Source organism: Janibacter sp. RAF52, assembly GCF_052114035.1.
Taxonomy (GTDB): Bacteria; Actinomycetota; Actinomycetes; order Actinomycetales; family Dermatophilaceae; genus Janibacter; species Janibacter hoylei.
Map to the genome: position 1 here is coordinate 385,583 of NZ_JBFRDY010000002.1, position 25,882 is coordinate 411,464.

The window sequence follows — 25,882 nt, forward strand, 5'->3', positions numbered from 1 at the left end:
CATGACGCGACTGGTCCACAAGGTCAAGGGGAAGCTGTCGATCCACGTCCGACGCCGGTCGGTCGCGCTGCTCGACGGCGGGTACGCCTCTGTCCACAAGGGACGGTCGATGGACTTCGACGACCTGCGCGAGTACGCGGTCGGTGACGACATCCGGGACATCGACTGGCGGGCCTCGGCCCGGCACGGCTCGATGCTCATCAAGCGCTACGTCGCCGAGCGCCACTTCTCCCTCGTCGTCATCATGCCCGCCGGCCGGGAGATGGCCGCCACGGCCGCCGGTGGGGAGCCCAAGCGCGACATCGCCGTCCTCGCCGCAGGGGTCCTCGGCTGGCTCGCCGTGCGCCACGGCGACGACGTGTCGATGATCAGCGGCGGGCCGGGGCGCATCCACGCCACCCGTGCGCGCAACTCGGAGGCTCACCTCGAGCACGTCCTCCAGGAGACGATCGCCCTCTCCCAGCCGGACTCACCCCCTTCGGACCTGCCGGGACTGCTGCGGCACGTCAGCCGCAACGTCCGCGGGCGCAAGGTCCTGCTCATCATCGCCGACGACGGCGTCGAGCCCCGCGAGGTCGAGGACCTGCTGCGGAGCCTGCGGCTGCGCCACGAGGTCCTGTGGGTCGACGTCGCCGACCTCGACCCCCTCGGCGTCGCCGAGGACACCCTCGTGCGCGATGTCGCCGCCGACCACACGCTGCCCGAGCTGCTGGCCACCGACCGCCTCCTGGCGGAGGAGTTCGGCCGGTCGGAGACCACCCGGAGGGCGGATGTCGAGACCATGCTGCGGCGGACCGACGTCTCCTCCGCGCGCGCCGGGCACACCGACGAGGTCGTGCCGATGATCGTGCGCATGCTCGAGAAGAGGCGCCGTGGACGCTGACCCGATCTACCTCGCCCCGCAGGACTACGCGATCACCTGGCCGCTCCTCGGCGGCTTCATCATCTTCGCCCTGATCATCTGGTGCGTCTGCATCTGGCTCTTCACGCGCACGCCGGACCCGCAGGAGCGTGGCGGCTCACTGCCGCCCTCCGCCCTGACCAAGCTGCGGCGGGACGCCCTGCGTCGGATCGACGAGATCGACTCGGCCGTCGGCGGCGGCAAGATCACCGCCCGCCGGGGTCACCACGAGCTGTCGAAGGTGGTGCGCGGCTTCGTCGCCAAGGCGAGCGGGCTGCGTGCCGACACCATGACCGCGCAGGACCTGCGTGAGCGCGGCCCGGCCCACCTCGCGCAGCTCATCGAGACCTTCTACCCCCGGCAGTTCGGGGCGGCCGAGGCCGACCGGCCGAGCTTCGAGGCGTCAGCGGGCGCGGCCCGCGAGGTCGTCGGGGGGTGGTCGTGATGGGTCTGACGTGGTGGTGGCTCACCCTGCTCATCGTCCTGGCCATCGGCGCCGTCGCGGCCCTCGGCTGGTGGTTCGCCGGGCGCGACACGGCGGCCCGCACGGCCGTCCTCGTCGCCCACACCCGCCGGCTCACCCGACTGCCCGCCTACCGTGCCGCCGTCGCCCGGCAGCGCACCCGGCTGCTCGGGATCGCCGCGATCATCGGCCTGACCGTCCTGCCCCTCGCGGTCGCCGCCGGGCGACCCGCGACGACCGAGACGATCGAGCCGGAGAAGAACAACCGCGACATCATGCTCTGCCTCGACGTCTCCGGGTCGATGATCCGGACCGACAAGGCGGTGCTCGAGGACTTCGCCGAGATCGTCAAGAGCTTCCGCGGCGAGCGCATCGGGCTCGTGCTGTGGAACAACCAGGCGGTCACCGCCTTCCCCCTCACCGACGACTACGAGCTCGTCGAGGAGCAGCTGACCGGCTACGCCGAGGGCTTCACGACCTTCGGCGGCGGGCAGTACAGCCCGACCGACGGCACCTTCAACGAGCGGATCATGGCCAGCTCGCAGGTCGGTGACGGTCTGGCGAGCTGCGTCTTCAACTTCGACCACCTCGACCAGGAGCGGCCGCGCGCGATCATCCTCGGTACGGACAACGAGGTGCACGGCGAGGGCGTCTACACCCTCGACGAGGCGGCCGACCTGGCGACCGAGCGCAAGATCCGCGTCTACGGGCTCAACCCCTACGACTTCGGCAGCAACCACCAGGAGCTCGTCACCGCGACGGAGAAGACCGGCGGGCGGACCTGGGGGCTCGACCAGCCCGGCGCGACGGCCGAGGTGACGAGCGACATCGAGGAGCTCGAGGCGGCCCGCCTGCCCGACAGCGCCCCGATCACCGTGCGCACCGACCTGCCCGCCGTGTGGGTGACCCTGGCGGTGTTCGGCCTGCTCGTCCTCTACCCCGTCCTGTGGAGGTGGCGCCGATGAGCTGGCATCCGCTCCTGCCCTGGCCGATCGTCGTGCTCCTCGGTCTGCTGCTCGTCGGCTTCACCGGCTGGCGCCTCGCCGCCGACTCGCGCCACCGGCTGCGGTGGGGCCTGCGGCTGGCGACAGCGCTCGCCATGGTCGTCGCCCTGCTCGGCCCGGCGACCACCGGCGGCATCGCGCGTCAGGCCGCCTCGGACGTCAACGTCTTCTTCGTCGTCGACACGACGACCTCGGCGATGGCCCGCGACCACGTCGACGGCGCGACCCGCCTCGACGGCTACCGCGACGACATCGCGAAGATCCAGGAGGAGATGCCCGGTGCCCGCTTCTCCATCATCACCTTCGACTACACGGCCCGCGTGACGATGCCGCTCACGACCGACACCCAGGCGCTGCGGACCGCGACGGACAACCTGCGCGCCGAGGACAGCCTCTACTCGGGCGGCTCCTCGGTGACCGAGGCCAATGAGCGCCTGCGCACCACCCTCGAGGGGGTCAAGGAGCGCCAGCCCGAGCGGGCCCGCATCGTCTTCTACCTCGGTGACGGCGAGCAGACCTCGTCCGAGCCGGGGACCCCCTTCGACGTGGCCGACCTCGTCGACGGTGGCGCCGTGCTCGGCTACGGCACCGAGGAGGGAGGCCGGATGGCGACGACGAATGCCGACGGCTCGACCGGTGACGACGTGACCGATGCCTCGGGCAACCCCGGGGTGAGCAAGATCGACGAGGCCAAGCTCGAGGAGATCGCCGAGCAGCTCGGGGTGCCCTACACCCACCGGGCCGGCGGCGACATCGGCCCGGCGCTCGAGGAGGCCGACCCCGGCACGACCGTCGACGGCGCCGGTACCGAGATCGAGACCTACACCTCGCTCGTGTGGGTCGCCGCGGTCATCGCGTGCGTGCTCCTCCTCGTCGACCTCTTCACCATGACCCGAGAGATCGGCCGACTGCGAAGGGTGGAGTCGTGATGGCGACCCTCGAGCCCCGGCTGCGCCGTCGGCGGCGCCTCGTCTGGGGCACCGTGCTGCCCGCGATCGTGCTCCTCGTGCTCGCCGCGCGCTTCCTCACCCTGCCCCTGCACATGGGCTCGGCCCAGGACGCGCACGCCGCGGGCGACGGGCCCGGCGTGGTCCGGGCCGCCGAGCGGCTGGGCATCCTCAACCTCGTCGAGCGGTGGCGTGCTCCCTTCGTCGAGGGGACGGGCAAGTCGATGTCCGGTGACCTCGAGGGGGGTCGGCGCGACCTCGAGCTGGCGCTCTCGCGCACCGGCAACCCGCAGGACGACTGCACCGTGCGGACCAACCTCGTCATCACGATCTCCCAGCAGGCCGACCAGGCCAAGGAGGCCGGCGACGCCGACCAGGAGAAGGCCTTCGCCGAGGAGGCCCTGACGCTCATCGAGGAGGGCCCCGAGGGCTGCCTCGACGGGTCCGACGACGGCAACGAGGGCGAGGCCGGCGCCAAGCAGCAGGAGCAGAAGGACAAGCTCGAGGAGCAGACCGGCAAGAAGGAGCCCGAGGAGGAGCCGGAGGACCCCGAGGACACGAAGGACGACGAGTCCGAGGGTGAAGAGGGCGAGGAGGAGAAGGACCCGAAGCAGAAGGAGCTCGAGGAGCGCAACAAGACCGGTCAGGACGAGGCCGAGAGCGAGCGCCGCCAGGCAGAGGGTCAGGACGAGGGCAACTCCGGGGGCGTCGACAAGCCCTGGTGACGGGCGGGGGCGTCAGCGCTCGTCGAGCATGAGGTCGATCGTGTAGTCCTCGGCCCGGTAGGCGTGGTCGCCGAACTCGACCGCGGCGCCGGAGGCGTCGAAGGCCATCCGCGTCATCGTCAGCACGGGCTGGCCCGAGCGCAGGCCGAGGGCGCGGCGCTCGGCGGCCGTCGGCATCCGCGCGCCGATCGACTGGCGGGCGACGACGGGCCGGACCCCCCGACGGCGCAGGAGCGCGTAGAGACCCTGGGCCTCGAGGGCCTCACGGGTGATGTCCGCGTGGGCCGGCGGCAGCCAGTTGTGCATGATCGCCAGCGGCTGGTCGCCGGCCGAGCGCACCCGCACGAGCGAGAGCATCTCGGTCCCCGGCTCGAGGTCGAGCGCCGCAGCGGCCCGCTCGTCGGTGCCCATCTCGAGCTCGACGATCTCGGTGCGCGGCTGTCTCCCTTCGGCCTCGAGGTCGTCGAAGAGCGAGGACAGGCGCGCCTTGCGGTGCACCTTGCGGTTGGCGACCCGCGTGCCGAGGCCGCGGCGGCGCACGAGCAGGCCCTGGTCGACCATCTTCTGGATCGCGCGGCGCACCGTCGGCCGGGAGAGGGAGAGGCGGGTCGCGATGGCCACCTCGTTTTCGAAGGGATCGCCCGGCTGGAGGCGTCCGTCGTCGACGGCGGCGGTCAGCTGCTCGGCGAGCTGGTGGTAGAGCGGCACCGGCGACTCGCGGTCGATGACCACCTCGAGCTGCTGCGCTGACATGCCGGGGAGCATACGCGCACGACGGCAGGACAGCCATACGTCAATATGTCCTGACAAACTATTGACAGGCGCGAAGGGAGTGGGCCAGAGTGTCCCGCATCACTCACGTGCCCCTCGCGCAAAGGAGCGTGCCGCGGATGCGGATCGGACTCGTCGGCCTCGGCCGCATCGGCGCCTTCCACGCCGAGACCCTCGTGGCCCTGCCGGCCGTGGCGACCCTTGTCGTCACCGACGCCCGGGCCGACGTCGTGGCCGAGGTCGCGGCCCGCCTCCGGGGGACCGGCGCCGCGGTCGAGACGTGCCGGCCCGAGGAACTGCTCGAGGCCGGCATCGACGGTCTCGTCGTCGCGACCGCGACCAACGGCCACGCGGAGTGGATCCGCCGGGGCATCGACGCCGGCGTGGCGACCTTCTGCGAGAAGCCGGTCGCCGGCGACCTCGACGAGATCATCGAGCTGGCCCGCCTCGACGCCGCGAGCGAGACCCCCGTGCACATCGGGCACCAGCGACGCTTCGACGCCGGCTTCGCCCGGGCCCGTGATGCCGTCGCCTCCGGCGAGCTGGGCTTCGTCCACACGATCCGCGCCAACACGCACGACCAGGCACCGCCGCCAGCCGAGTTCATTCCGACCTCCGGCGGCATCTTCCGCGACTGCGGGGTCCACGACTTCGACGCGATCCGCTTCGTCACCGGCCACGAGATCGCCTCCGTCTACGCCGTCGGGGCCAACAAGGGCGCGGACTTCTTCGCCGCGGCCGGCGACGTCGACACCGGCGCCGCGGTGCTCACCCTCGACGACGACACGCTCGTCCTCATGTCGACGACCCGGTACAACGGCGGTGGCCACGACGTGCGCATGGAGGTCATGGGCGAGCGCGGCACGGTCACCGCCGGCCTGGACCACTCGCTCGCGATGGTCAGCGCCGAGCCGGACGTCGACTTCCCCCGCGGCCCGCAGGTGTGGTCCTTCATGGAGCGCTTCCAGCCCGCCTACCGGGCCGAGCTCACCGCCTTCTGCGAGGTGGCCGCCGGCCGCCTCGAGAGCCCCTGCACCATCGCCGACTCGCTCGAGGCCTTCCGCGTGGCGGAGGCCTGCGAGCTCTCGCGCGCCCAGCGCCGCCCGGTGGCCCTGACCGAGATTCGAGGACTGTGACCATGACCGACCCGACCGTGCGCCCCCCGCTCACCGAGCGGATCGCCGCCGCCCCCATCTCGTGGGGGGTGTGCGAGGTCCTCGGCTGGGGGTGGCAGCATCAGCCGCAGACCGTGCTGACGCAGATGCGTGAGCTCGGCATCGCGGCGACCGAGTTCGGCCCCGACGGCTTCCTGCCGGACGACCCGCAGGCCAAGGCGGACACGCTCGCGCAGTACGGCCTGGCCGCGGTCGGCCAGTTCGTCCCCGTCGTCCTGCACGACCCGAGCATCGACCCCCTGCCGACCGTCGAGACGGCGATGGCCGGTCTCGTCGCGGCCCGGGCGACGACCGTGGTCATCGCCGCCGCGACCGGTGCGGAGGGCTACGACGACCGTCCCGAGCTCGACGAAGGGGGGTGGGCCACCCTGCTCGCCAACCTCGACCGGATCTCGGATGTTGCTGCGGCACAGGGCCTCACGGCCACCCTGCACCCGCACGTCGGGACGATGGTCGAGTCCGGTGAGGAGACCGACCGCGTGCTCGCCGGCTCACGCATCGGGCTGTGCCTCGACACCGGCCACCTCCTCATCGGGGGTGGCGACCCCGTGCGCGTCGCCCGCGAGCACCCCGAGCGGATCGCCCACATGCACCTCAAGGACGTCGACCTCGCCTGGGCCCGCAAGGTGCAGGAGGGCTCGGCAACCTACACCGAGGCCGTCGCCGCCGGCATGTACGTCGCCCTCGGCCGTGGCGACGTCGACGTCGCCGCGATCGTCGACTCGCTCGAAGGCGCCGGCTACGCGGGCTGGTACGTGCTCGAGCAGGACACGATCCTCGCCGGTGACCCGGCCGACCCGGCGACGCCGGCCGGTGCGGCAGACCCCGTCGCCGACGTGCGGGCCTCGGTCGACCACCTCGCCACCCTGGGGAGGTGGGGCTGATGCACGATCTCATCACCATGGGCCGGACCGGGGTGGACATCTACCCCCTGGACCACGGGGTGCCGCTCGAGGAGGTGCGGACCTTCGAGAAGTTCCTCGGTGGCTCCGCAACCAATGTCGCCGTCGCCGCCGCGCGGTACGGGCGCTCGACCGCGCTCGTCACCAAGACCGGTGCCGACGCCTTCGGCCGGTACGTGCGGGCCGAGGCCGAGCGCCTCGGTGTCGCCGGTGACCACATCACCCCCATCGTCGGCGACGGCCCACCGACCCCGGTGACCTTCTGCGAGGTGCACCCGCCGGACGACTTCCCGCTGTACTTCTACCGGTGGCCGACGGCCCCCGACCTCATGCTCACCGACGCCGACCTGCCGCTGGAGCAGATCCGCTCCGCCCGCGTCTTCTGGACCACGGTGACCGGTCTGAGCGCCGAGCCCTCCCGCGCGGCCCACCACACCGCCTTCGCCGCCCGCGGCCGCGCCGAGCACACGGTGCTCGACCTCGACTACCGGCCGATGTTCTGGGCCGACCCGAGCGAGGCGACCCGCGAGGTGGGCCGAGCCCTGGCGCATGTGACGATCGCCGTCGGCAACCGTGAGGAGTGCGAGGTCGCCGTCGGCGAGACCGACCCGCAGCGCGCCGCCGACGCCCTCCTCGAGCGCGGCCTCGAGCTGGCGATCGTCAAGCAGGGGCCGAAGGGGGTGCTCGCCGCCACCGCCGACGAGCGGGTGGAGGTGCCCCCCTTCGACGTCGAGGTGGTCAACGGGCTGGGAGCGGGCGATGCCTTCGGCGGCGCCCTCGTCCACGGCCTCCTCGAGGGCTGGGAGCTGCGGCGCACCCTCGAGTTCGCCAACGTCGCGGGGGCGATCGTCGCCTCACGCCTGGAGTGCAGCACGGCCATGCCGACGACCGCCGAGGTCGAGGCCGGCCTGGCGCAGTGGGCGGCGAAGGGAGCGACGGCATGACGACGCAGCAGGCCCGCACCTCGGTCGCCGACCTGACGACGACCCGGGCCACCGACCCGGGTGCCATCACCCGCGGCTGGGCCGCCCGCGAGCGCCGCCCCCTGCTCGGTGGTGACGGCCGGATGCTCCTCGTCGCCGCCGACCACCCGGCCCGCGGCGCCCTCGGGGTGCGCGGTGACCGGCTGGCGATGGCCTCCCGCTCCGACCTGCTGCGCCGCCTGGCCACCGCGCTGTCCCGACCCGGCGTCGACGGCGTGCTCGGCACGCCCGACGTCCTCGACGACCTGCTGCTCATGGGCGCCCTCGAGGGCAAGGTCGCGATCGGCTCGATGAACCGCGGCGGGCTGCAGGGCTCCGCCTTCGAGCTCGACGACCGCTTCACCGGCCACACCGCCGCCGAGATCGTCGCCCGGGGCATCGACGGCGGCAAGATGCTCACCCGCATCGACCTCGACGACCCGGCGAGCGTCGCGACCCTCGAGGCCAGCGCACGCGCGGTCACCGAGCTCGCCGCGCACGGGACCATGGCGATGGTCGAGCCCTTTTGGTCCACCCGCCGCGACGGCAAGGTCGTCAACCTGCTCGACCCGGACTCGACGATCCACTCGATCACCGTCGCCTCGGGCCTCGGCGCGAGCAGCGCCCACACCTGGCTCAAGCTGCCCGTCGTCGACGAGCTCGAGCGGGTCATGGACAGCACGACCCTCCCGTCGCTCCTGCTCGGCGGTGACCCGCAGGGCGACCCCCGCGACGCCTACGCGGCCTGGGGACGCTCCCTGCAGATCCCGCAGGTCCGCGGGCTCGTCGTCGGCCGGGCCCTGCTCTACCCGCCGGACGGTGACGTCGCCGCCGCCGTCGACATCGCCGCCGACCTCGTCCACGGAGGTGCCGCATGAGCCACACCCCGCGCACCGGGGCAGACAACGACCGGTGGTACCTCCCCTTCGCGCCGAAGGGCGGTCCCTGGGCCGTCGAGATCACCGACGCCGTCGACGGCTGGCAGCACACCTCCCTGCGCATCGCGGTCCTCGAGCCCGGCCAGCAGGTCGGGCACACGCTCTGCGGGGAGGAGGGCGTCGTCGTGCCGCTCATGGGCGGCGCGACGGTGGCCGTGGCCGGTGAAGAGCACGTCCTGACCGGGCGGCCGAGCGTCTTCGCCGGGCCGACCGACACCCTCTACGCCCCCGCCGGCAGCGAGCTGACGATCACCAACCCCGGCAGCGCGCCCGCGCGGGTCGCCCTGTGCGGCGCCCGGGTCGAGGACTCGACCGGCGGCGGCCGTGAGGTCGTCCTCGTGCCCGCCGACCGGGTGCCCGTCGAGCTGCGGGGCGCCGGCACGTGCAGCCGCGAGGTCCGCGGCTTCGGCATGCCCGACACCCTGGTGGAGGCCGAGCAGATCCTCGCCTGCGAGGTCATCACCCCCGCCGGCGGCTGGAGCTCCTACCCGCCGCACAAGCACGACACCGACCGCCCCGGGCAGGAGAGCGAGCTCGAGGAGATCTACTACTTCGAGACGCAGTCCGTCGGCGATGCGGCCGCCGGGCGCGCCCCGGTCACCCGCGGCACCGACCGCGAGGACGGCCGCCAGCCGGTCGGCTACCAGCAGGTCTACGGCGCCGAAGGGAGGCCCATCGACGTGCTCGTCGAGATCACCACCGGCGACACCGTGCTCGTGCCCCACGGCTGGCACGGGCCCGCCATGGCCGCACCCGACGCCGACCTCTACTACCTCAACGTCATGGCCGGCCCCGGGCCGGAGCGGGCCTGGCTCATCTGCGACGACCCGGCGCACGGCGCGATCCGGGAGACCTGGGTCGGCGGCCAGGTCGACCCGCGGTTGCCGATCGGAGGCGGACGATGAGGGTCGCCACCATCACGGTCCCTGAGGAGCGAGGCCGTCTGCAGCTGAAGGTCCCCACGGTCCCTGAGGAGCGAGGCCGTCTGCGGCCGAGCGTCTCGAAGGGACAGACCCTTCGAGACGGGCCCGGGGGGCCCTCCTCAGGGACTCTTCGAGACGGGCCCGGGGGGCCCTCCTCAGGGACCCTTCGAGACGGGCCCGGGGGGCCCTCCTCAGGGAGCGGTGGGGGTGGTCGCGGGGCGACCTCCTCAGGGAGCGGGCGGCGCGATGGTTCGGAGAGGTGGCAGCGATGACGACGGTCAGGCTCACGGTGGCGCAGGCGCTCGTGCGCTTCCTCGGGGCGCAGTGGAGCGAGCGGGACGGGGAGCGGCAGCGCCTCTTCGCCGGGGTGCTCGGCATCTTCGGCCACGGCAACGTCGCGGGCGTCGGGCAGGCGCTGCTCCAGGAGGAGCTCGCTGCCGGTGAGGGCGGGCCCGACCTGCCCTACGTCCTCGCCCGCAACGAGCAGGCCATGGTGCACACCTCGGTCGCCTACGCCAAGCAGCGTGACCGCCTGCAGACCTGGGCCTGCACCGCCTCGGTCGGCCCCGGCAGCACCAACATGCTGACCGGCGCCGCGCTCGCGACGATCAACCGGCTGCCGGTCCTGCTCCTGCCGAGCTCGACCTTCGCCACCCGCGCGGCGGGTCCGCTCCTGCAGGAGCTCGAGCAGCCGCACGGCGGTGACCTCACGGTCAACGACGCCTTCCGTCCGCTCTCGCGCTTCTACGACGAGGTGCGTCGCCCGGAGCAGCTGTCCGCGATCCTCCTCGCGGCGATGCGGGTGCTCACCGACCCCGCCGAGACCGGCGCCGTGACGATCTCACTGCCGCAGGACGTCCAGGCCGAGGCCTACGACTGGCCGGTCGAGCTCTTCGCCGAGCGGACCCACCACGTCGCCCGGCCCCCGGCCGAGGCCCCCCGCATCGCGGCCGCCGCCGAGATCATCCGCTCCGCCGAGCGGCCGATGATCGTCGCCGGCGGCGGGGTCCACTACTCCGGCGCCGAGGACGCGCTCGCCGCGCTGTGCGAGGCGACCGGCATCCCCGTCGGGGAGACCCAGGCCGGCAAGGGATCGCTCCTGCACGGTCACCCGCAGCTCCTCGGAGCGGTCGGGTCGACCGGCACGACGGCAGCCAATGCCGTTGCGGCACAAGCGGATGTGGTCATCGGTATCGGCACCCGATACCAGGACTTCACGACCGCCAGCCGCACGGCCTTCGCCGCCGACGGGGTGCGTTTCGTCAACCTCAACATCACCCCCTTCGACGCGGTGAAGCACTCCGGTCTCACCGTCGTCGGCGACGCACGCGAGGCGATCACCGCGCTGACCGCCGCGCTCGACGGCTGGTCCGTCGACGACGACTACCGGCAGGAGCAGGCCGACCTGTGTGCCGACTGGGACGCGCAGGTCGAGGCGGCCCACCACCCTTCGTCGCAGATCACCGACGCGCTCGCCGACGGCCTGCTCACCCAGGGCGAGGTCCTCGGGCTCGTCAACGAGCTCTCCGACCCCCGCGACGTCGTGCTGTGTGCCGCCGGCTCCATGCCCGGCGACCTGCACAAGACCTGGCGGGTCCGCGACCGACGCGGCTACCACGTCGAGTACGGCTTCTCCTGCATGGGCTACGAGGTGCCGGCCTCGCTCGGCATCCGCTGGGCCGACCCGACCCGCGACGTCTTCGCGATGGTCGGCGACGGCGGCTACCTCATGATGCCGACCGAGCTCGTCACCGCGGTCCAGGAGCGGACCAAGGTCATCGTCGTCCTCGTGCAGAACCACGGCTTCCACTCCATCGGGTCGCTCTCCCAGTCCCTCGGCAGCCAGCGGTACGGCACGGCCTACCGGGGCCGCGGCGACGGGGGGCGCCTCGACGGCGACCGGCTGCCCGTCGACCTCGCCGCCAACGCGCGCTCGCTCGGCGCCCACGTCATCGAGGTGCACGACCGGGCCGGGCTCGAAGCCGCCATCCGCGAAGCCAAGGCAGCCCCGGCCGACGACGGACCCGTCGTCATCCACGTCGAGACCGACCCGATGGTCTTCGGGCCCGACTCCGGCTCGTGGTGGGACGTGCCCGTCGGCGAGGTGAGCGAGCTCGACAGCACCCGCGAGGCGCGAGCCACCTACGAGCAGCACAAGAGCCGACAACGTTCGCATCTCGACCCGGCGGAGATCCCGCGTGTCGACGACGCGAGCCCCCAGACTCACAACTGAAGAGAGGTGCCCGCCCGGGCACCGCACCCTTCCGCCGCAACGGAGCGACGGATGATGAGAAAGGCAGAACCCATGTCCCGTTTTTCACGCGTCAGCGTCGCCGCGACGTCGGCCATGGCCGCGCTCGCACTCGCCGCATGCTCCTCCTCCGGGGGCAAGCAGACCGAGGAGGGCGGAGGCAGCGCGGGTGGTGTCGACACCCCCGAGATGACCGTCGCCTTCATCACCCACGCCGAGCCCGGTGACACCTTCTGGGACCAGGTGCGCGCCGGTGCCGAGGACGCCGCCAAGAAGAACAACGTCAAGCTCGAGTACACCGCCAACCCCGAGGGCGCCCAGCAGGCCAACCTCGTCCAGCAGGCGGTCGACAAGAAGGTCGACGGCATCGCCGTCACCCTCGCCAAGCCCGAGGCGATGAAGGGCAACGTCGAGAAGGCCGTTGGCGCCGACATCCCCGTCGTCGCGCTCAACGCCGGCATGAACGAGTGGAAGGACATGGGCGCCCTGTCCTTCTTCGGCCAGGACGACGAGCTCGCCGGAGAGGCCGCGGGCGAGCGCCTCACCGAGGAAAAGGCGGGCAAGACCCTCTGCGTCATCCAGGAGCAGGGCCACGTCGGGCTCGAGGCCCGCTGCAAGGGCGTCGCCGAGACCTTCGACAAGTCCGAGAAGATCTACGTCAAGGGCACCGACACCGCCAACGTGCAGTCGACGATCACCGCCAAGCTGCAGCAGGACAAGAGCATCACGCACGTGCTGACGCTCGGCGCCCCCTTCGCCCTCATCGCGCAGAAATCGGTCAAGGAGGCCAGCAGCGAGGCCAAGGTCGCGACCTTCGACCTCAACGACGAGGCGCTCAAGCAGATCAAGGGCGGCGGCATCGAGTGGGCCGTCGACCAGCAGCCCTACGTCCAGGGCTACCAGGCCGTCGACTCGCTGTGGCTGCGCGTCAACAAGGGCGCCTCCGTCGGCGGCGGCGAGCCGAGCTTCACCGGGCCCGCCTTCGTCGACGACAAGAACGTCGACCTGCTGCTCGAGGACTGATCCGGGGATGACCGCACAGACCGCCGCACCCGAGGCGGACGACCGAGTCGTGGCGAAGGGGAGGGCCGGCCTCCTCTTCGCCCGGCCCGAGGTCGGAGCGCTCATCGGCGCCCTGGCCGTCATGGCCCTCTTCCTCGCCGTCGCCCCGTCCTTCCGCAGCCTGGGCAACACCGGCACGATCCTCTACGAGGCCTCCGCCATCGGCGTCATGGCCGTCGGCGTCTCGCTGCTCATGGTCGGAGGCGAGTTCGACCTGTCGACCGGTGTCGCGGCGACGGCATCGGGGATCTGCGCGGCCCTCACCGCATGGAACTTCGGGCTCAACGTCTGGGTCGGGGTGCTCGCGGCGCTGCTCTTCTCGCTGCTCGTCGGGGCATTCAACGGCTGGCTGCTCATGCGCACCGGACTGCCGAGCTTCCTCGTGACGCTCGGGACCTTCTTCGTGCTCCAGGGTGCCAACCTCGCCGTGACGCGGCTCGTCGGCGGCACCGTCTCGACGCCGACGATCTCCGACATGGACGGCTACGCCTCTGCGCAGCAGGTCTTCGCATGGAGCGTCTCCGTCGGTCCGGTGACCATCAAGTCGCTCGTCGTCTACTGGCTCGTCATGGTCGTGATCGGCTCGCTCGTGCTGCAGCGGACCCGGATCGGCAACTGGATCTTCGCCGTCGGCGGTGACGCCGCCGCCGCCCGCGCCGTGGGTGTCCCCGTCACGCGGGTCAAGATCGGGCTCTTCATGACCGTCGGCTTCTGCGCCTGGATGCTCGGCATGCACCTGCTGTTTTCGTACCAGGTGATGCAGTCCGGCGAGGGTGTCGGCCAGGAGTTCATCTACATCATTGCCGCGGTCGTCGGTGGCTGCCTGCTCACCGGTGGCTACGGGTCGGTCGTCGGCGCGGCCCTCGGCGCGCTGATCTTCGGCATGACCCGCATGGGCATCAACTACGCGGGCTGGAACGTCGACTGGTTCTTCACCTTCCTCGGCGTGATGCTCCTGCTCGCGACCCTCGTCAACCTCTACGTCAAGAAGAAGGCGGACGCACGATGAGCACCCAGACCACGCCGCGGCGCGCGGCCGACGTCGAGCCCCTCGTCGTCATGAAGGACGTCGGCAAGTCCTACGGCAACGTCAATGCGCTGCAGGGCGTCAATCTCGAGGTCTACCCCGGCGAGGTCACCTGCGTCCTGGGGGACAACGGTGCCGGCAAGTCGACGCTCATCAAGATCATGGCCGGGCTGCACGAGCACACCACGGGGACCTTCGAGGTCAACGGGGTGAGCCGCAGCCTCGCGTCGCCGCGTGCCGCGCAGGCGCTCGGCATCGCGACGGTCTACCAGGACCTCGCGCTGGCGCCGCTCATGTCGGTGTGGCGCAACTTCTTCATGGGCAACGAGCTGCGCAAGGGGCCCTTCCTCGACGCGGCCCGGATGAGGTCGATCGCCGACGAAGAGCTGCAGAAGATGGGCATCCACATCGGCGACCTCGACCGGCCGGTCGGTGGTCTGTCGGGTGGTCAGAAGCAGTGCATCGCCATCGCCCGCGCGATCTACTTCGGGGCCAAGGTCATCATCCTCGACGAGCCGACCGCGGCCCTGGGCGTCAAGCAGTCGGGCGTCGTGCTCAAGTACATCGCCAAGGCGCGCGACGCCGGTCTGGGAGTCGTCTTCATCACCCACAACCCGCACCACGCCTACCTCGTGGGCAACCACTTCCTCATCCTCAAGCTCGGCCGGCTCACCCTCGACGCCCACCGCGACGAGCTGACGCTCGACCAGCTGACGGCGGAGATGGCCGGCGGGCAGGAGCTCGACGCGCTCAAGCACGAGCTCGGTGACGTGGACCCCGGCAAGCGGGTGGACCCGGCCGACCCGGAGGTGCAGCTCGCCGGGCCCGGCAAGCCGCAGGTGCAGGGGGAGACGTCGCAGTGACGTCGAGTCCTGCCCTTCGAGACGCTGCGGCCGCAGGCGGCCTCGCTCCTCAGGGACCGGAGGGTGGCCGGGGCCGTCGCGCCGGGCTGCGCGTCGGGGTGGTCGGGGTCGGCACGATGGGCGCCGACCACGCGCGGCGGCTCGCGTCGCGGATCGTGGGGGCCCGCCTCTCCGCGGTCGCCGACCCCGACGTCGAGCGGGCCCAGGCGCTCGCCGACGAGCTCGGCGGGGTCGGCGGCCCGGTGCGGGTGCACGCCGACCCGCTCGACCTGATCGTCGACCCCGAGGTCGACGCGGTCGTCCTCGCCTCGCCGGGGTCGGTCCACGAGGAGCAGCTGCTCGCGTGCTTCGAGCGGGGCGTGCACGTGCTGTGCGAAAAGCCGCTGACGATGGACAGCGCCTCCTCGCTGCGCGTCATCGAGGCCGAGCGGGCGGTCGGCCGCCCGCTCGTCCAGGTCGGCTTCATGCGGCGCTTCGACCCGGAGTACACCCGGCTGCACGAGCTGCTCGGCTCCGGCCGGATGGGGCGCACGCTCCTGCTCCACCAGACCCACCGCAACCTGTCCGTGCCCAATCCCGACTTCCGCTCCGAGATGATCGTCCGTGACAGCCTCGTGCACGAGGTCGACTGCGCGCGCTGGCTGCTCGGCGAGGAGATCGTCTCGATCCAGGTCATCAGCCCGACCCCGACGCGGCACGTCCTCGACGGGGTGGTCGACCCGCAGGTCTCGATCTTCCGGATGGAGTCCGGGGTGGTGGTGACCAACGAGGTCTTCGTGAGCAGCCGCACCGGCTACGAGGTCCGTGTCGAGGCCGTCGGTGAGGACGGCAGCGCGATCATCGGCCGACCGTGGGGCGAGATGTACACGACGACCGTCGGTCCGCAGGGGGTCGACGGCGCCGCGGGCAGCTGGGGTGGCCCGATCGCGCCCGACTACCGCGTCCGTTTCGAGCGGGCCTACGACCTCGAGGTCCAGGCCTGGGTCGACGCCACCCTCCGTGGCGAGGTCGTCGGGGCCACGAGCCGCGACGGCTGGCTCTCGACGCTCGTCTGCTCCGCCGGGATGGAGTCCCTCGCGAGCGGACGACCGGTCGACGTCGCCCTGCCCTGAGCCACCCCCCTTCGCCCGGATGAAGGGGGTACCGCTCACCCCGACCAGTTGTTAATATGTCAGGACAAAGTCACCGTTGCCCAAAGGAGGGCACAGATGAGCGCCAGCCCGACCGCGCCCGGTCGCATTACCCACCTCGTCGGTCACCAGTCGTGGCAGGGGGAGCCCGGCCGGACCAGCGAGGTCTACAACCCCGCGACCGGCGAGGTCACCGGGACCCTCGACCTCGCCAGCGCCGAGACCGTCGACGAGGTCGTGGCCAAGGCCAAGGCGGCGGCGCAGGAGTGGGGCCACATCTCGCTCGCCCGTCGCGTGCGGGCGCTCTTCGCCTTCCGTCAGCTGCTCGAGGAGCGGAAGGACGAGATCGCCAAGGCGATCACCGCCGAGCACGGCAAGACCTACGAGGACGCCAAGGGGGAGATCTCGCGAGGCCAGGAGGTCGTCGAGTTCGCCTGCGGCATCCCGCAGCTGCTCAAGGGTGGCTTCTCCGAAAACGTCTCGACGAGCATCGACGCCTACTCGATACTCCAGCCGCTCGGGGTCGTCGCGATCATCTCGCCCTTCAACTTCCCGGCCATGGTGCCGCTGTGGTTCGTCCCCATCGCCGTCGCGACGGGCAACACCGTCGTCATCAAGCCGAGCGAGAAGGACCCGACCGCGGTCAACCTCATCGCCGACCTGTGGCGTGAGGCCGGAGTGCCGGACGGCGTGGTCAACGTCGTGCACGGCGACAAGGAGGCGGTCGACGCGCTGCTCGACCACACCGACGTCAAGGCGGTCTCCTTCGTCGGGTCGACGCCGATCGCGCGCTACGTCTACGAGCGCGGGGTCGCCGCCGGCAAGCGGGTCCAGGCGCTCGGCGGCGCGAAGAACCACATGCTCGTCCTGCCCGACGCCGACCTCGACCTGGCCGCCGACGCCGCGGTCAACGCCGGCTACGGGGCTGCGGGGGAGCGGTGCATGGCGATCTCGGTCGTGCTCGCGACCGACACGATCGCCGACGAGCTCGTCGCCAAGATCGCCGAGCGCACCCGCACCCTGCGCACCGGTGACGGCATGGGCGACTCCGACATGGGGCCGCTCGTCACCCGGGCGCACCTGGACAAGGTCACCGGCTACGTCGAGGAGGGCGTCGCGGCCGGCGCGGAGCTCCTCATTGACGGGCGCGAGGGTGCGGGCGACCTGGGTGGGGGCTTCTTCCTCAAGCCGACGCTCTTCGACCGGGTGACGCCGCAGATGTCGATCTACACGGACGAGATCTTCGGCCCGGTGCTCTCGGTCGTGCGGGTGGGCTCCTACGACGAGGGCCTGCAGCTGATCAACGACAACCCCTACGGCAACGGCACGACGATCTTCACCAACGACGGTGGGGCAGCGCGGCGCTTCCAGCACGAGGTCGAGGTCGGGATGGTCGGCATCAACGTGCCGATCCCCACGCCGATGGCCTACTACTCCTTCGGTGGGTGGAAGAACAGCCTCTTCGGCGACACCCACGCCCACGGCATCGAGGGCGTGCACTTCTTCACCCGCACCAAGGCGGTCACCCAGCGCTGGCTCGACCCGAGCCACGGGGGCCTGAACCTCGGGTTCCCGCAAAACGACTGACGACTGACGACGGCGCGGCGCGCCGACCGAGCGTCAGCGAGGGCGGGTGAGCGGCCTGGCTGGCAGCGTTGTCGCCACCCGGCAGCGTTGGTGTCACCTGGTTGCCCTTCTCCGGGGGGCCAGGTGACACCAACGCCGTCAGGCTCGACCCCCCTTCGACCGGGGTGGCTCGCGGGCTCCCTTCGTCCGGGGAGCCCGATCAGCCGATGTGCTCGTGCACGAAGGCGAGGACGTCCTCGAGGACCTCTTCGCGGTTGGTCTCGTTGAAGATCTCGTGGCGGGCGCCTGGGTAGCGCTTCGACGGGGCGCCCTCGGGGGCGATGTGTGCCCAGCCCTCGTCGGAGCGGTCGATCGGGACGAGCTGGTCGTCGGCGCCGTGCAGCCAGATCGTCGGGACCTGCAGGCGCCCACCCGCGGTGATCGTCTCGAGGCAGGCGCGCAGCGCGAGGAGGGTGGGCCGCGTGAAGTCGCCGTGCCAGACGAGCTCGTCGGCCTCGTAGGCGCGCCCGACGTCGGGGTAGCGGCTCAGGGTCGTGATGTCGATCGGCGTCGGCGGGATCTCGTCGAGGTCGGCCAGGGCGGTCGGTTCCCACGAGCCGAGCACGGGGCCGGAGAGCACGGTCGCGGTGAGGCTCTCGGGGTGGCGCTGGGTGTAGCGGGCGGCGATCATGCCGCCCATCGAGTGGCCGATGAGCACGAGCGGCAGGTCGGGGTGCTCCTCGTGGGCACGCTGCACGAGCAGGTGCAGGTCGTCGACGACCCGCTCGAAGTCCTCGATCAGCACCCGCTCGCCCTCGCTGCGCCCGTGGCCGACGTGGTCGTGCCCGTAGACGACGGCGCCGTCGGCGGTGAGCCGCTCGGCCACCCACTGGTAGCGCCCGATGTGCTCGCCGTAGCCGTGCGCGATGACCGCGACCCACGTCGGGTCGCCGGGAGGGCTCCACTGCGAGCCGATGAGCAGGCCGGCGTGGCCCTGGGTGTCGATGTCCTCGGGCGGGATGGTGCTCACGGGGTCCTCCTGCGTGACGTCGGTGTCCGGCTCCAGTCTGTCAGCGCAGCCGGTCGAAGGGGGCGGATGTCCGGCCAGTGGCGAGCGATCCCGGAGCACACGGCACTCTCGTCGAGCGGTGACATGTCCTCGACGTCGCCGCGTGGCGCGCGCGTGACCGCCGTCGGACCCTGTGCGAAGGTCGGGTCATGAGCGAGAGCACGCGCGGGCCGGAGCGGATCGTCGTCGTCGGTGCCGGCGAATGCGGCACCCGGGCGGCGATGGCGCTGCGCGAGCGCGGCTTCACCGGCGCGATCACCCTGCTCGGCAGTGAAGACGTCGTCGCCTACGAGCGCCCGCCCCTCTCCAAGGCGGCCCTGGCCGCCGACGACGCCGAGCTGGTCCACCCGTGGACGGCGGAGGCGCTGGCCGAGGCGGGGGTCGCCCTTCGTCTCGGGGTGGACGTCACCGGCATCGACCGCGAGGCGCGGACCGTCGAGACCACCGACGGGCCCGTGCCCTACGACCGGCTGCTGCTCGCGACCGGCGCTGGGCCGCGCCGGCTGGGCCTCGATCACGTGCACTACCTGCGCACCCACTCCGACGCCGCCACGCTGCGTGACCTCGTGAGTAGGGGCGGGCGGCTGCTCGTCATCGGTGCGGGCTTCATCGGCCTGGAGATCGCGGCGGGAGCCCGCGAACGGGGCATGGAGGTCGTCGTCGTCGAGGCCGCCGAGCGTGCCCTGGCCCGGATGGTCCCGCCGGTCGTCGCCGAGCGGGTCGTCGCGCTGCACGCGGCGCACGGGGTCGAGGTGCGCACGGGCACGACCGTCACCGCCGTGGAGCGGCACGAGGGAGGGTTGCGCGCCAGTCTCTCCACCGGCGAGAGCCTCGACGTGGACACGGTCGTCGCCGGTGTCGGAGCCGCCCCGCACACCGAGATCGCCGCTGCGGCAGGGCTGCTCGTCGAGGACGGCATCGTCGTCGACGAGCAGCTGCGGACGAGCGACCCGCGGGTCTGGGCAGCGGGGGACTGCGCGGCCTTCCCCGACGCCCGCAGCGGTCACCGGGTGCGCGTCGAGTCCTGGCGCAGCGCCCACGACCAGGCGGTCACCGTCGCCGCGTCGATGACGGGTGGGCAGGAGCCGCACGTCGCCGTCCCCTGGTTTTGGTCCGACCAGTACGACCAGATGCTGCAGACCGCCGGCCTGCCGACGACCGCCGTCGACGAGGTCGTGCGTCGCCGCGAGGACGGATCGCTGATCCACTTCGGTCTCGACGGCGACGGGCGGCTCGTTGCGGCCACCTCGCTCGGCCGGGGCCCGGTCGTCGCCAAGGACATCCGCATCGCCGAGCAGCTCATCGCGACGCACGCGACCCCCGACCCCGCGGCACTCGCGGACCCGGGGGTCGCCCTTCGCTCCCTGCGGTGACTCAGGGCTCCCTGCGGTGACTCAGGCGCCGCTGGCGGCGCTGCGGACTTCGTTGATCGTCACGGGCCGGTGCTCGGCCAGCGACAGCGTCGCGGCCTCGGCCGCCCACGCGGTGCCCATGGCGTCGGCGACGGTGCACGGGTTGTCGACCTCGCCGGCCGCGACGCGGGTGAAGACGCCGAGCTCGATGCGGAAGGCCTCGGCGAGCCGGTCCATGAAGAACCCGTGGGCCGGGCCCGCGAGCCAGGTCGCGCCCGGCGTCGTCGAGCGAAGGGGGAGCCCCTCGTCGAGACCCGCCGCCACCGCGTCGGCCACGCCGTGGACCTCGAGCCGCACGTCGTAGCCGCGGCCGTTGGTGCGGGTGTTGGACACGACGCCGATCGTGCCGTCGGAGAGGGTGAGCAGCGCCGAGACGGTCGAGTGGTCGCCGTGGGCGGCGTACATGTCGGCCGGGGCGTCGGGGTCGACCGCTCCGGTGGCGTAGACCTCGACGACCTCCTGACCGGTCACCCAGCGCACCGCGTCGAGGTCGTGCACGGAGCAGTCGCGGAAGATGCCCCCGCTCACGGCGAGGTAGGCCGCCGGCGGCGGGGCGGGGTCCAGGGTCGTCGAGCGGACGGTCGTCACCCGGCCCAGCTCGCCGGATCGGACCGCGTCACGCGCGGCGACGAAGGCCGGGTCGAAACGGCGCGGGTACCCGATCTGGACCGGCACGTCGCTGCCGGCGACGGCTGCCTCGACGGCGAGCGACTCGGCGATCGTGCCGGCGACCGGCTTTTCGCAGAAGGTCGGGACCCCCTGCGCCACGGCCGCGCGGATGAGGTCGGCGTGGGCATTGGTGGCCGCCGCGATGACGACGCCGTCGACGCCCGAGGCGAGCAGCGCGTCGGGGTCGGCGACCGCGGCCGCCTTGCCGATCCGGCCGGTGACGGCCTCGACGGCCGCGGCGACCGGGTCGGTGACGACGAGCTCGTCGACGTGGTCGAGCCCGGCGAGGGTGTCGGCGTGGAAGGCGCCGATGCGCCCGAGGCCGATGAGTCCGATGCGCATCTCAGTCCTGCCCTCCGATGACCTGCTGGTCCCAGTCGATGACGGAGCCGGTGACGACCCCGCTGCGGTCCGAGAGCAGGAAGACGACCGCGTCCGCGATCTCGTCGACCTGCCCGAGCTTGCCCATGGGCAGGCGGGCGTTCGCCTGCTCCACCCAGTCGTCGCCGGCGTCGTGGAAGCGGCGCTGCGTCGCGTCCTCGCCCTCGGTCTGCGTCCACCCGATGTTGAGCGCGTTGACCCGGATGCGGTCGAAGCGGTGGGCGTGGGCGACGTTCTTCGTCAGGCCGAGCAGGCCCGCCTTGGCGGCGACGTAGGGCGCGAGGTAGGGCTGGCCGCCCTGGGCGCTGATGCTCGCGATGTTGACGATCGTGCCCGGCGCCGAGCGGGCGGTCATGTCAGCGATCGCGGCCTGCATGGTGAAGAAGGGGCCGCGCAGGTTGGTCGCGATGTGCGCGTCGAAGAGCTCGGGCGTCGTGTCGAGGACGGAGCCGCGGTCGGTGAGCCCGGCGCAGTTGACGAGGCAGTCGATGCGGCCGTGCCGCTCGATCGTGGCGGCGACGACCCCCTTCGCCTGCTCGGGGTCGGAGACGTCGCCGGTGACGGCGCTCGCGCGCTCGCCCAGCTCGGCGGCCAGGGCATCGCCCGGCTCGGGTCGGCGCCCGGAGACGACGACGGTCGCGCCCTCGCGGACGGCGGCGCGGGCGATCCCGGCGCCGACGCCGGACGTGCCTCCTGCCACGAGGACGACCTTGTCGGTGAGCAGCTGCTGCATCGGGCTCCTTCAGGAGGTGCGGCGGGCAGCGGCGTGCCCGGCGAGTCGGGTGGTGAGGTCGGCGGGTGAGGCGCCGTCGGCGAGAGCCTGCCGCACGATGTCGGCCTGCGAAGGGGGCGACATGCCGTCGACGGGCTGGTCCAGGTCGAGATTGGTCGGGAAGGCGTAGCCCTCCGCGCTCGCGCTCACCGCGTGGTCGACGTCGACACCAGCAGCCGTGCGGGACAGGAGCGTCGGGTAGATCGCGGTGACGATGCGCTCGCGGTCGACGGCCTCCATGGCGCGGCCGAAGGCCGAGCTGATCTGCAGCAGGTTGGCCATCCGCCGCACGTCGCTGGTCGTGTTGGACCCGGCCGCGTGGAAGAGGGCGGGGTTGAAGAAGACGGCATCCCCCTTCGTCAGGGGCAGCTGCACGTGGTGCTCGCCGAAGTACTCCTGGAACTCGTCGAGCCAGTAGGCGAGGTAGCCGTGCGGGTACTTCTGCGAGTGCGGCAGGTAGAGCGTCGGCCCGGTCTCGACGGGCATGTCGCAGTGGGCGATCGCGCCCTGGAGCGTGAGCACGGGGGAGAGGGCGTGCGCGTGCGCCGGGTAGCGCTCGGTGACCTCGGGAGAGGCGAAGCCGAGGTGGTAGTCGCGGTGCACGGTCTGCCCGACGCCGCCGGGGTTGACGACGTTGACCTGGCTGGTCACCTGGTAGCCGGGGCCGAGCCAGGCGCGGGCGGCCAGGGCCACGAGGTCGTCGCTGTAGTAGTCGACGAAGTCCTCGGGGTGGTCGACCGCGAGCTTCTCGAGCGCATTCCAGATGCGGTCGTTGACGCCGCCGGCGGCGAAGTGGTCGCCGACCTCGCCCCCCTTCGCACGCTCGGTGGTGATGATCGCCTCGAAGGCCGCGGACACGCGGTCGACGACGGGGTGGGCCAGCGCGCCGGCCATGACGAAGATGCCGGGGCCGTCGGCGAGGACGTGCGCGAGCTCGAACTCGACTGCGGCACAACCCTCCTCGGTGGCGATGGCCGCTCGCAGGGTGGCGGCGTCGTAGATCGGCACCTGCTGCTCGATGCGGTCGGTGAAGGTCAGCTGCGGGTCGGGCTGGGTCTCGAGGAGCTCCCGCAGGTCCTCGACCCGGCAGTCGGCCTGCCGCAGTCGTCCGGCGAAGGGGGTGGACGTCGGTGTCATGTGCTCCACCCTTCACTGTCCGGCCGGGTCGCGTCGAGGTCGAAAGACCTCAAAAAACCCTCAGATGGCCCTGGTGAGACCGTGGGCTGCCGGCGTGATCGTCGATACGTCGGTGCTCGTCTGCATCCACGACGGTGAGCCCGAGGCCGCCGCTATCTGGAGATGCTGCTCGACGAGCCCTCGCCACGCATCTCCGCCGGGTCGCTCCTCGAGGCTTCGATGGTCCTCGACGCGCGCCAGCCCCTGCGGACCTCTCGACGCCTCGACCGACTCGTGGCCGACCTGCGCCTCGACGCGGTGCCGGTGGACGAGCAGCAGGTCGCCGCTGCGCGAGCGGCCTACCGCGACTACGGCAGGGGGTCAGGTCACGCGGCCGGGCTCAACTTCGGCGACTGCTTCGCCTACGCCCTGGCCGCCACGACCGGAGAGCCCGTGCTCTTCACGGGAGACGACTTCACCCACACGGACGTGCTGCCCGTGGTGTGACGCGGGCCCTCACACCACCGAGAAGTCGGTCATCATCATCCGGTCCTCGTGCTCGAGGTTGTGGCAGTGCAGGCGCCAATGTCGCGCGCCACGCCGACTGAGGGCTGTGTGCACGCCGTCAGTGGCGGGCGGCCGCCGAGGCGAAGCCCAGCCAGGTGTGCCGGTTGCCCGCCCAGCACCAGCCGACCTTGGGCGCGCCCTTCCGCTCACGCCCGTCGCGGCCGGTGCCGTTGCTGATCCAGATGGCGGGCGTGCGGGCGTCCAGGCCCTTGGCCTTCGGCTTGCGGGAGGCGATCGTCATGAAGCACCGGTTGCGCTCGAGCCGCTCCGGCTCCTGCAGCAGCCAGCTGATGCCCTCGCTCACCGTGAGCGGGTGGCGGCCGCGCTCGCGGATCGCCGGCAGCGCCTCGTCGGGTGACCAGCCCGCCATCTCGTCACCGCGCTCGATGTCGGTGATCCAGTAGAGCGGTGCATCGGGCACGACCTCGTCGGGCCGCGGCACGAAGTCGGCCAGGTCGGTCATGTCCGTCACGACGAACCCGGGCTGGTCCCCCTTCGTCAGCAGCGGGGCGAGGTCTGCCGCCGGGACGAGCGAAGGGGAGACCACGAGCACGCCGTCGCCCTCCGGGGCGTCGGGGACGAGGTCGGCGAAGGCGGTGGCGGTGAGGCCGGCGAGGTCGTGGACCCCGAGGGCGATGAGGCGGGCGGTCTCGGCGGCGGCATCGGCAGTCATCGGTGGCGGAACGCGCCCCGGCCACCATTCCTTCCCCGAGCATGTCGAAGAGCGCCCCGCGGCTCCGACGTCCGTGGTGTCATGGCCAGCAGGCCGCATCCCGAGGCCGCCCCGGCGGCAGGAGGCACCACCATGAAGTTCGTCATCCTCGTCCACTCCACGCCCCAGCCCTGGGGGCATCCCACGGGCGACTTCGTCGCCGCGCACCAGGCGCTGCCGGCGCAGCAGCGCGAGCAGATGGAGCGCGACTTCGAGCAGCTGCTCACCGAGATGCAGGAGGCGGGCGAGCTCCTCGGCGGCGAGGCCCTCGGCGACCCGGCGACGGCGCGGCTCTACCGCTGGGCCGACGGCGAGCCGATCGCGACCGACGGGCCCTACGCCGAGACCAAGGAGCAGTTCGCCGGCTTCTTCCTCGTCGACGTCGCCGACCGGGAGCGGGCCGAGGAGCTCGGTCGGGCCTTCGCGGGTCCCGGCGAGACGATCGAGATCCGACCGACGATGTGGCCCGGCGGCGAGGAACAGTGACCTCGGCCGAGGGCGTCTGGAGGGAGCACACCGCCGACGTCCTCGCCGCGCTGCTGCGGCGCAGCGGCGACTTCGGGGCCTGCGAGGACGTAGTCCAGGAGGCGCTGCTCGCAGCGGCGGAGCAGTGGCCGCGCGAGGGCCGGCCCGACGACCCCAAGGCGTGGCTGGTCCGGGTGGCCTCCCGCCGGCTCATCGACACCCAGCGCTCCGCGGGTGCCCGCGAGCGCCGCGAGGAGGTCGAGTCCCGCTCTGCCGCAAGGCTGTTCGAAGGGAGCAGGGCCGCCTTCGGCGACCCCGGAGCCGTCGTCGACGGGTCGCCGGCCGATGACGACACCCTGCGGATGGCGATGCTCTGCGCCCACCCCGACCTGTCCGATGCCTCCCGGGTGGCGCTCACCCTGCGGGCCGTCGCCGGCGTGACGACCGCGCAGATCGCGGCCTGCTTCCTCGTGCCCGAGGTGACGATGGCGCAGCGCATCAGCCGGGCCAAGGCGACGATCAGGGCGAGCGAGGCTCCCTTCGCCCCGCCGACGCAGGAGGACGCGACGGCGCGGCTGCACGCGGTGCGGCACGTCGTCTACCTCACCTTCACCGCCGGGCACACGACGGCTGTCGGTGACGCGCTCGTCGACGTCGACCTCCAGCGTGAGGCGCTGCGCGTGGCCGAGCGGCTCCACCGGGCGCTGCCGCACGACCCCGAGTCCGCGGGCCTGCTCGCCCTGCTCCTCGTTAGCCACGCTTGTCCCAGGGGCCGGTACTGGTGGGCGAAGCCGACTCGGCTGTAGAACTGGGGGTAGTGGCTGAACTGCTTCTCCAGGCCGGGCATGCCGATCAGGATCAGGGCGATGTCGTCGCGGTCGTAGCGATCGCGCAGCAGTTCCAGAGCGGCAGGCGTGCCGTCGTTCCTCTCGATAAGTAGCGGTGGTGTCCGGTGAGGGTTCCCCTTACGGGCATGCGATCTGGGCTGACGCCTGTGACCGAGTGTTCAGTGCGTGCTGTATAGTTCAGTCCATGCTGACTATTTCTTCGCGTCTCGACGTGATGAACCGCCTGGGTCGTGCACTGGCCGACCCCACTCGATCCCGGAT

Annotated in this window: 26 protein-coding genes and 2 pseudogenes; 21 read left to right on the forward strand and 7 right to left on the reverse strand. The window is 72.1% G+C overall.

Features of this window, described 5'->3' with window-relative positions; all coding sequences use genetic code 11:
* Window position 1: 1 nt before the first annotated feature.
* From AB4Y78_RS04340 to AB4Y78_RS04360, 5 genes are read left to right on the forward strand one after another with little or no spacing between them, the layout of a single operon-like run.
* Window positions 2-883 (forward strand): DUF58 domain-containing protein, encoded by an 882-nt coding sequence (locus AB4Y78_RS04340; RefSeq protein ID WP_265230324.1) that lies wholly within the window; start codon window positions 2-4, stop codon window positions 881-883.
* Complete coding sequence (locus AB4Y78_RS04345; protein ID WP_007925800.1) at window positions 873-1,346, forward strand: hypothetical protein; 474 nt, start codon at window positions 873-875, stop codon at window positions 1,344-1,346. Before AB4Y78_RS04340 ends, AB4Y78_RS04345 begins: the two co-directional genes overlap by 11 nt.
* Window positions 1,346-2,329 carry a VWA domain-containing protein gene (locus AB4Y78_RS04350; protein ID WP_040880857.1) on the forward strand — a complete coding sequence of 328 codons (984 nt, stop codon included), beginning with the start codon at window positions 1,346-1,348 and terminating at the stop codon, window positions 2,327-2,329. Before AB4Y78_RS04345 ends, AB4Y78_RS04350 begins: the two co-directional genes overlap by 1 nt.
* A complete protein-coding gene (locus AB4Y78_RS04355; RefSeq protein WP_282071976.1) occupies window positions 2,326-3,297 on the forward strand; it encodes a vWA domain-containing protein in 972 nt (323 codons plus the stop codon). The genes AB4Y78_RS04350 and AB4Y78_RS04355 overlap by 4 nt, the downstream gene beginning before the upstream one ends.
* A complete protein-coding gene (locus tag AB4Y78_RS04360; protein ID WP_259909153.1) occupies window positions 3,297-4,040 on the forward strand; it encodes a hypothetical protein in 744 nt (247 codons plus the stop codon). Before AB4Y78_RS04355 ends, AB4Y78_RS04360 begins: the two co-directional genes overlap by 1 nt.
* Before the next feature lie 12 nt (window positions 4,041-4,052).
* On the opposite strand, the gene AB4Y78_RS04365 is transcribed toward AB4Y78_RS04360, so the two are convergent.
* Entirely contained in the window at window positions 4,053-4,793 is a 741-nt protein-coding gene (locus AB4Y78_RS04365; RefSeq protein WP_306512832.1) for a GntR family transcriptional regulator, read from the reverse strand.
* 137 nt (window positions 4,794-4,930) lie between these two features.
* Here AB4Y78_RS04365 and AB4Y78_RS04370 point away from each other — a divergent pair, with 137 nt between their 5' ends.
* From AB4Y78_RS04370 to AB4Y78_RS04420, 11 genes are all read left to right on the forward strand, one after another.
* Window positions 4,931-5,947, forward strand: coding sequence for a Gfo/Idh/MocA family protein (locus AB4Y78_RS04370; protein WP_441736880.1), 1,017 nt, complete (start codon window positions 4,931-4,933; stop codon window positions 5,945-5,947).
* Window positions 5,948-5,949: 2 nt separating this feature from the next.
* Complete coding sequence (locus AB4Y78_RS04375; RefSeq protein WP_441713989.1) at window positions 5,950-6,870, forward strand: TIM barrel protein; 921 nt, start codon at window positions 5,950-5,952, stop codon at window positions 6,868-6,870.
* A complete protein-coding gene (gene iolC, locus AB4Y78_RS04380; protein ID WP_441713987.1) occupies window positions 6,870-7,832 on the forward strand; it encodes a 5-dehydro-2-deoxygluconokinase in 963 nt (320 codons plus the stop codon). The genes AB4Y78_RS04375 and iolC overlap by 1 nt, the downstream gene beginning before the upstream one ends.
* Complete coding sequence (locus tag AB4Y78_RS04385) at window positions 7,829-8,728, forward strand: Cgl0159 family (beta/alpha)8-fold protein (RefSeq protein ID WP_040880852.1); 900 nt, start codon at window positions 7,829-7,831, stop codon at window positions 8,726-8,728. The genes iolC and AB4Y78_RS04385 overlap by 4 nt, the downstream gene beginning before the upstream one ends.
* On the forward strand, window positions 8,725-9,693 hold the full coding sequence (gene iolB / locus AB4Y78_RS04390; RefSeq protein WP_441713984.1) for a 5-deoxy-glucuronate isomerase: 969 nt from the start codon (window positions 8,725-8,727) through the stop codon (window positions 9,691-9,693). Before AB4Y78_RS04385 ends, iolB begins: the two co-directional genes overlap by 4 nt.
* Window positions 9,694-9,979: 286 nt before the next feature.
* A complete protein-coding gene (iolD, locus tag AB4Y78_RS04395) occupies window positions 9,980-11,944 on the forward strand; it encodes a 3D-(3,5/4)-trihydroxycyclohexane-1,2-dione acylhydrolase (decyclizing) (protein WP_441713982.1) in 1,965 nt (654 codons plus the stop codon).
* Between the two features lie 72 nt (window positions 11,945-12,016).
* The gene (locus tag AB4Y78_RS04400) at window positions 12,017-12,985 is read left to right on the forward strand and encodes a substrate-binding domain-containing protein (RefSeq protein ID WP_040880840.1); all 969 of its coding nucleotides are present in this window, start codon (window positions 12,017-12,019) and stop codon (window positions 12,983-12,985) included.
* Between the two features lie 7 nt (window positions 12,986-12,992).
* On the forward strand, window positions 12,993-14,033 hold the full coding sequence (locus AB4Y78_RS04405) for an ABC transporter permease (protein ID WP_007925780.1): 1,041 nt from the start codon (window positions 12,993-12,995) through the stop codon (window positions 14,031-14,033).
* Window positions 14,030-14,914, forward strand: coding sequence for an ATP-binding cassette domain-containing protein (locus AB4Y78_RS04410; protein ID WP_282071961.1), 885 nt, complete (start codon window positions 14,030-14,032; stop codon window positions 14,912-14,914). The genes AB4Y78_RS04405 and AB4Y78_RS04410 overlap by 4 nt, the downstream gene beginning before the upstream one ends.
* A complete protein-coding gene (locus AB4Y78_RS04415; RefSeq protein ID WP_441713978.1) occupies window positions 14,911-16,026 on the forward strand; it encodes a Gfo/Idh/MocA family protein in 1,116 nt (371 codons plus the stop codon). The genes AB4Y78_RS04410 and AB4Y78_RS04415 overlap by 4 nt, the downstream gene beginning before the upstream one ends.
* Window positions 16,027-16,122: 96 nt before the next feature.
* The gene (locus AB4Y78_RS04420; protein WP_441713975.1) at window positions 16,123-17,631 is read left to right on the forward strand and encodes a CoA-acylating methylmalonate-semialdehyde dehydrogenase; all 1,509 of its coding nucleotides are present in this window, start codon (window positions 16,123-16,125) and stop codon (window positions 17,629-17,631) included.
* A gap of 199 nt (window positions 17,632-17,830) precedes the next feature.
* Here the strand turns inward: AB4Y78_RS04420 and AB4Y78_RS04425 are convergent, their stop codons facing one another.
* Window positions 17,831-18,640, reverse strand: coding sequence for an alpha/beta hydrolase (locus AB4Y78_RS04425; protein WP_441713973.1), 810 nt, complete (start codon window positions 18,638-18,640; stop codon window positions 17,831-17,833).
* Window positions 18,641-18,828: 188 nt separating this feature from the next.
* Between AB4Y78_RS04425 and AB4Y78_RS04430 the strand changes: the two genes are divergently transcribed.
* The gene (locus AB4Y78_RS04430; protein ID WP_441713971.1) at window positions 18,829-20,052 is read left to right on the forward strand and encodes an NAD(P)/FAD-dependent oxidoreductase; all 1,224 of its coding nucleotides are present in this window, start codon (window positions 18,829-18,831) and stop codon (window positions 20,050-20,052) included.
* Between the two features lie 21 nt (window positions 20,053-20,073).
* Here AB4Y78_RS04430 and AB4Y78_RS04435 read toward each other — a convergent pair whose 3' ends face one another.
* The 3 genes from AB4Y78_RS04435 to AB4Y78_RS04445 are packed head-to-tail and all read right to left on the reverse strand — an operon-like array spanning window position 20,074 to window position 23,050.
* Window positions 20,074-21,102 carry a Gfo/Idh/MocA family protein gene (locus AB4Y78_RS04435; RefSeq protein ID WP_441713969.1) on the reverse strand — a complete coding sequence of 343 codons (1,029 nt, stop codon included), beginning with the start codon at window positions 21,100-21,102 and terminating at the stop codon, window positions 20,074-20,076.
* A gap of 1 nt (window position 21,103) precedes the next feature.
* The gene (locus AB4Y78_RS04440) at window positions 21,104-21,874 is read right to left on the reverse strand and encodes an SDR family oxidoreductase (RefSeq protein WP_259909142.1); all 771 of its coding nucleotides are present in this window, start codon (window positions 21,872-21,874) and stop codon (window positions 21,104-21,106) included.
* 9 nt (window positions 21,875-21,883) lie between these two features.
* Window positions 21,884-23,050, reverse strand: a complete 1,167-nt coding sequence (locus AB4Y78_RS04445; protein WP_441713967.1) for a phytanoyl-CoA dioxygenase family protein — start codon at window positions 23,048-23,050, stop codon at window positions 21,884-21,886.
* Between the two features lie 162 nt (window positions 23,051-23,212).
* Between AB4Y78_RS04445 and AB4Y78_RS04450 the strand changes: the two genes are divergently transcribed.
* Window positions 23,213-23,536, forward strand: coding sequence for a type II toxin-antitoxin system VapC family toxin (locus AB4Y78_RS04450; protein WP_259909140.1), 324 nt, complete (start codon window positions 23,213-23,215; stop codon window positions 23,534-23,536).
* A gap of 118 nt (window positions 23,537-23,654) precedes the next feature.
* Here AB4Y78_RS04450 and AB4Y78_RS04455 read toward each other — a convergent pair whose 3' ends face one another.
* Window positions 23,655-24,269, reverse strand: a complete 615-nt coding sequence (locus tag AB4Y78_RS04455) for a DUF5701 family protein (RefSeq protein WP_007925767.1) — start codon at window positions 24,267-24,269, stop codon at window positions 23,655-23,657.
* Between the two features lie 132 nt (window positions 24,270-24,401).
* Between AB4Y78_RS04455 and AB4Y78_RS04460 the strand changes: the two genes are divergently transcribed.
* The gene (locus AB4Y78_RS04460; RefSeq protein WP_072625978.1) at window positions 24,402-24,794 is read left to right on the forward strand and encodes a YciI family protein; all 393 of its coding nucleotides are present in this window, start codon (window positions 24,402-24,404) and stop codon (window positions 24,792-24,794) included.
* Window positions 24,791-25,579: an RNA polymerase sigma factor gene (locus AB4Y78_RS04465; protein WP_259920868.1), complete on the forward strand. Its 789-nt coding sequence runs from the start codon at window positions 24,791-24,793 to the stop codon at window positions 25,577-25,579. The genes AB4Y78_RS04460 and AB4Y78_RS04465 overlap by 4 nt, the downstream gene beginning before the upstream one ends.
* Here the strand turns inward: AB4Y78_RS04465 and AB4Y78_RS04470 are convergent.
* A pseudogene (locus tag AB4Y78_RS04470) lies at window positions 25,534-25,686 on the reverse strand (AAA family ATPase); the annotation flags it as partial. The gene AB4Y78_RS04465 and the pseudogene AB4Y78_RS04470 overlap by 46 nt on opposite strands.
* 119 nt (window positions 25,687-25,805) lie before the next feature.
* On the opposite strand from AB4Y78_RS04470, the pseudogene AB4Y78_RS04475 reads away from it, so the two are divergent.
* Window positions 25,806-25,882: pseudogene (locus AB4Y78_RS04475) on the forward strand (Cd(II)/Pb(II)-sensing metalloregulatory transcriptional regulator CmtR); the annotation flags it as partial.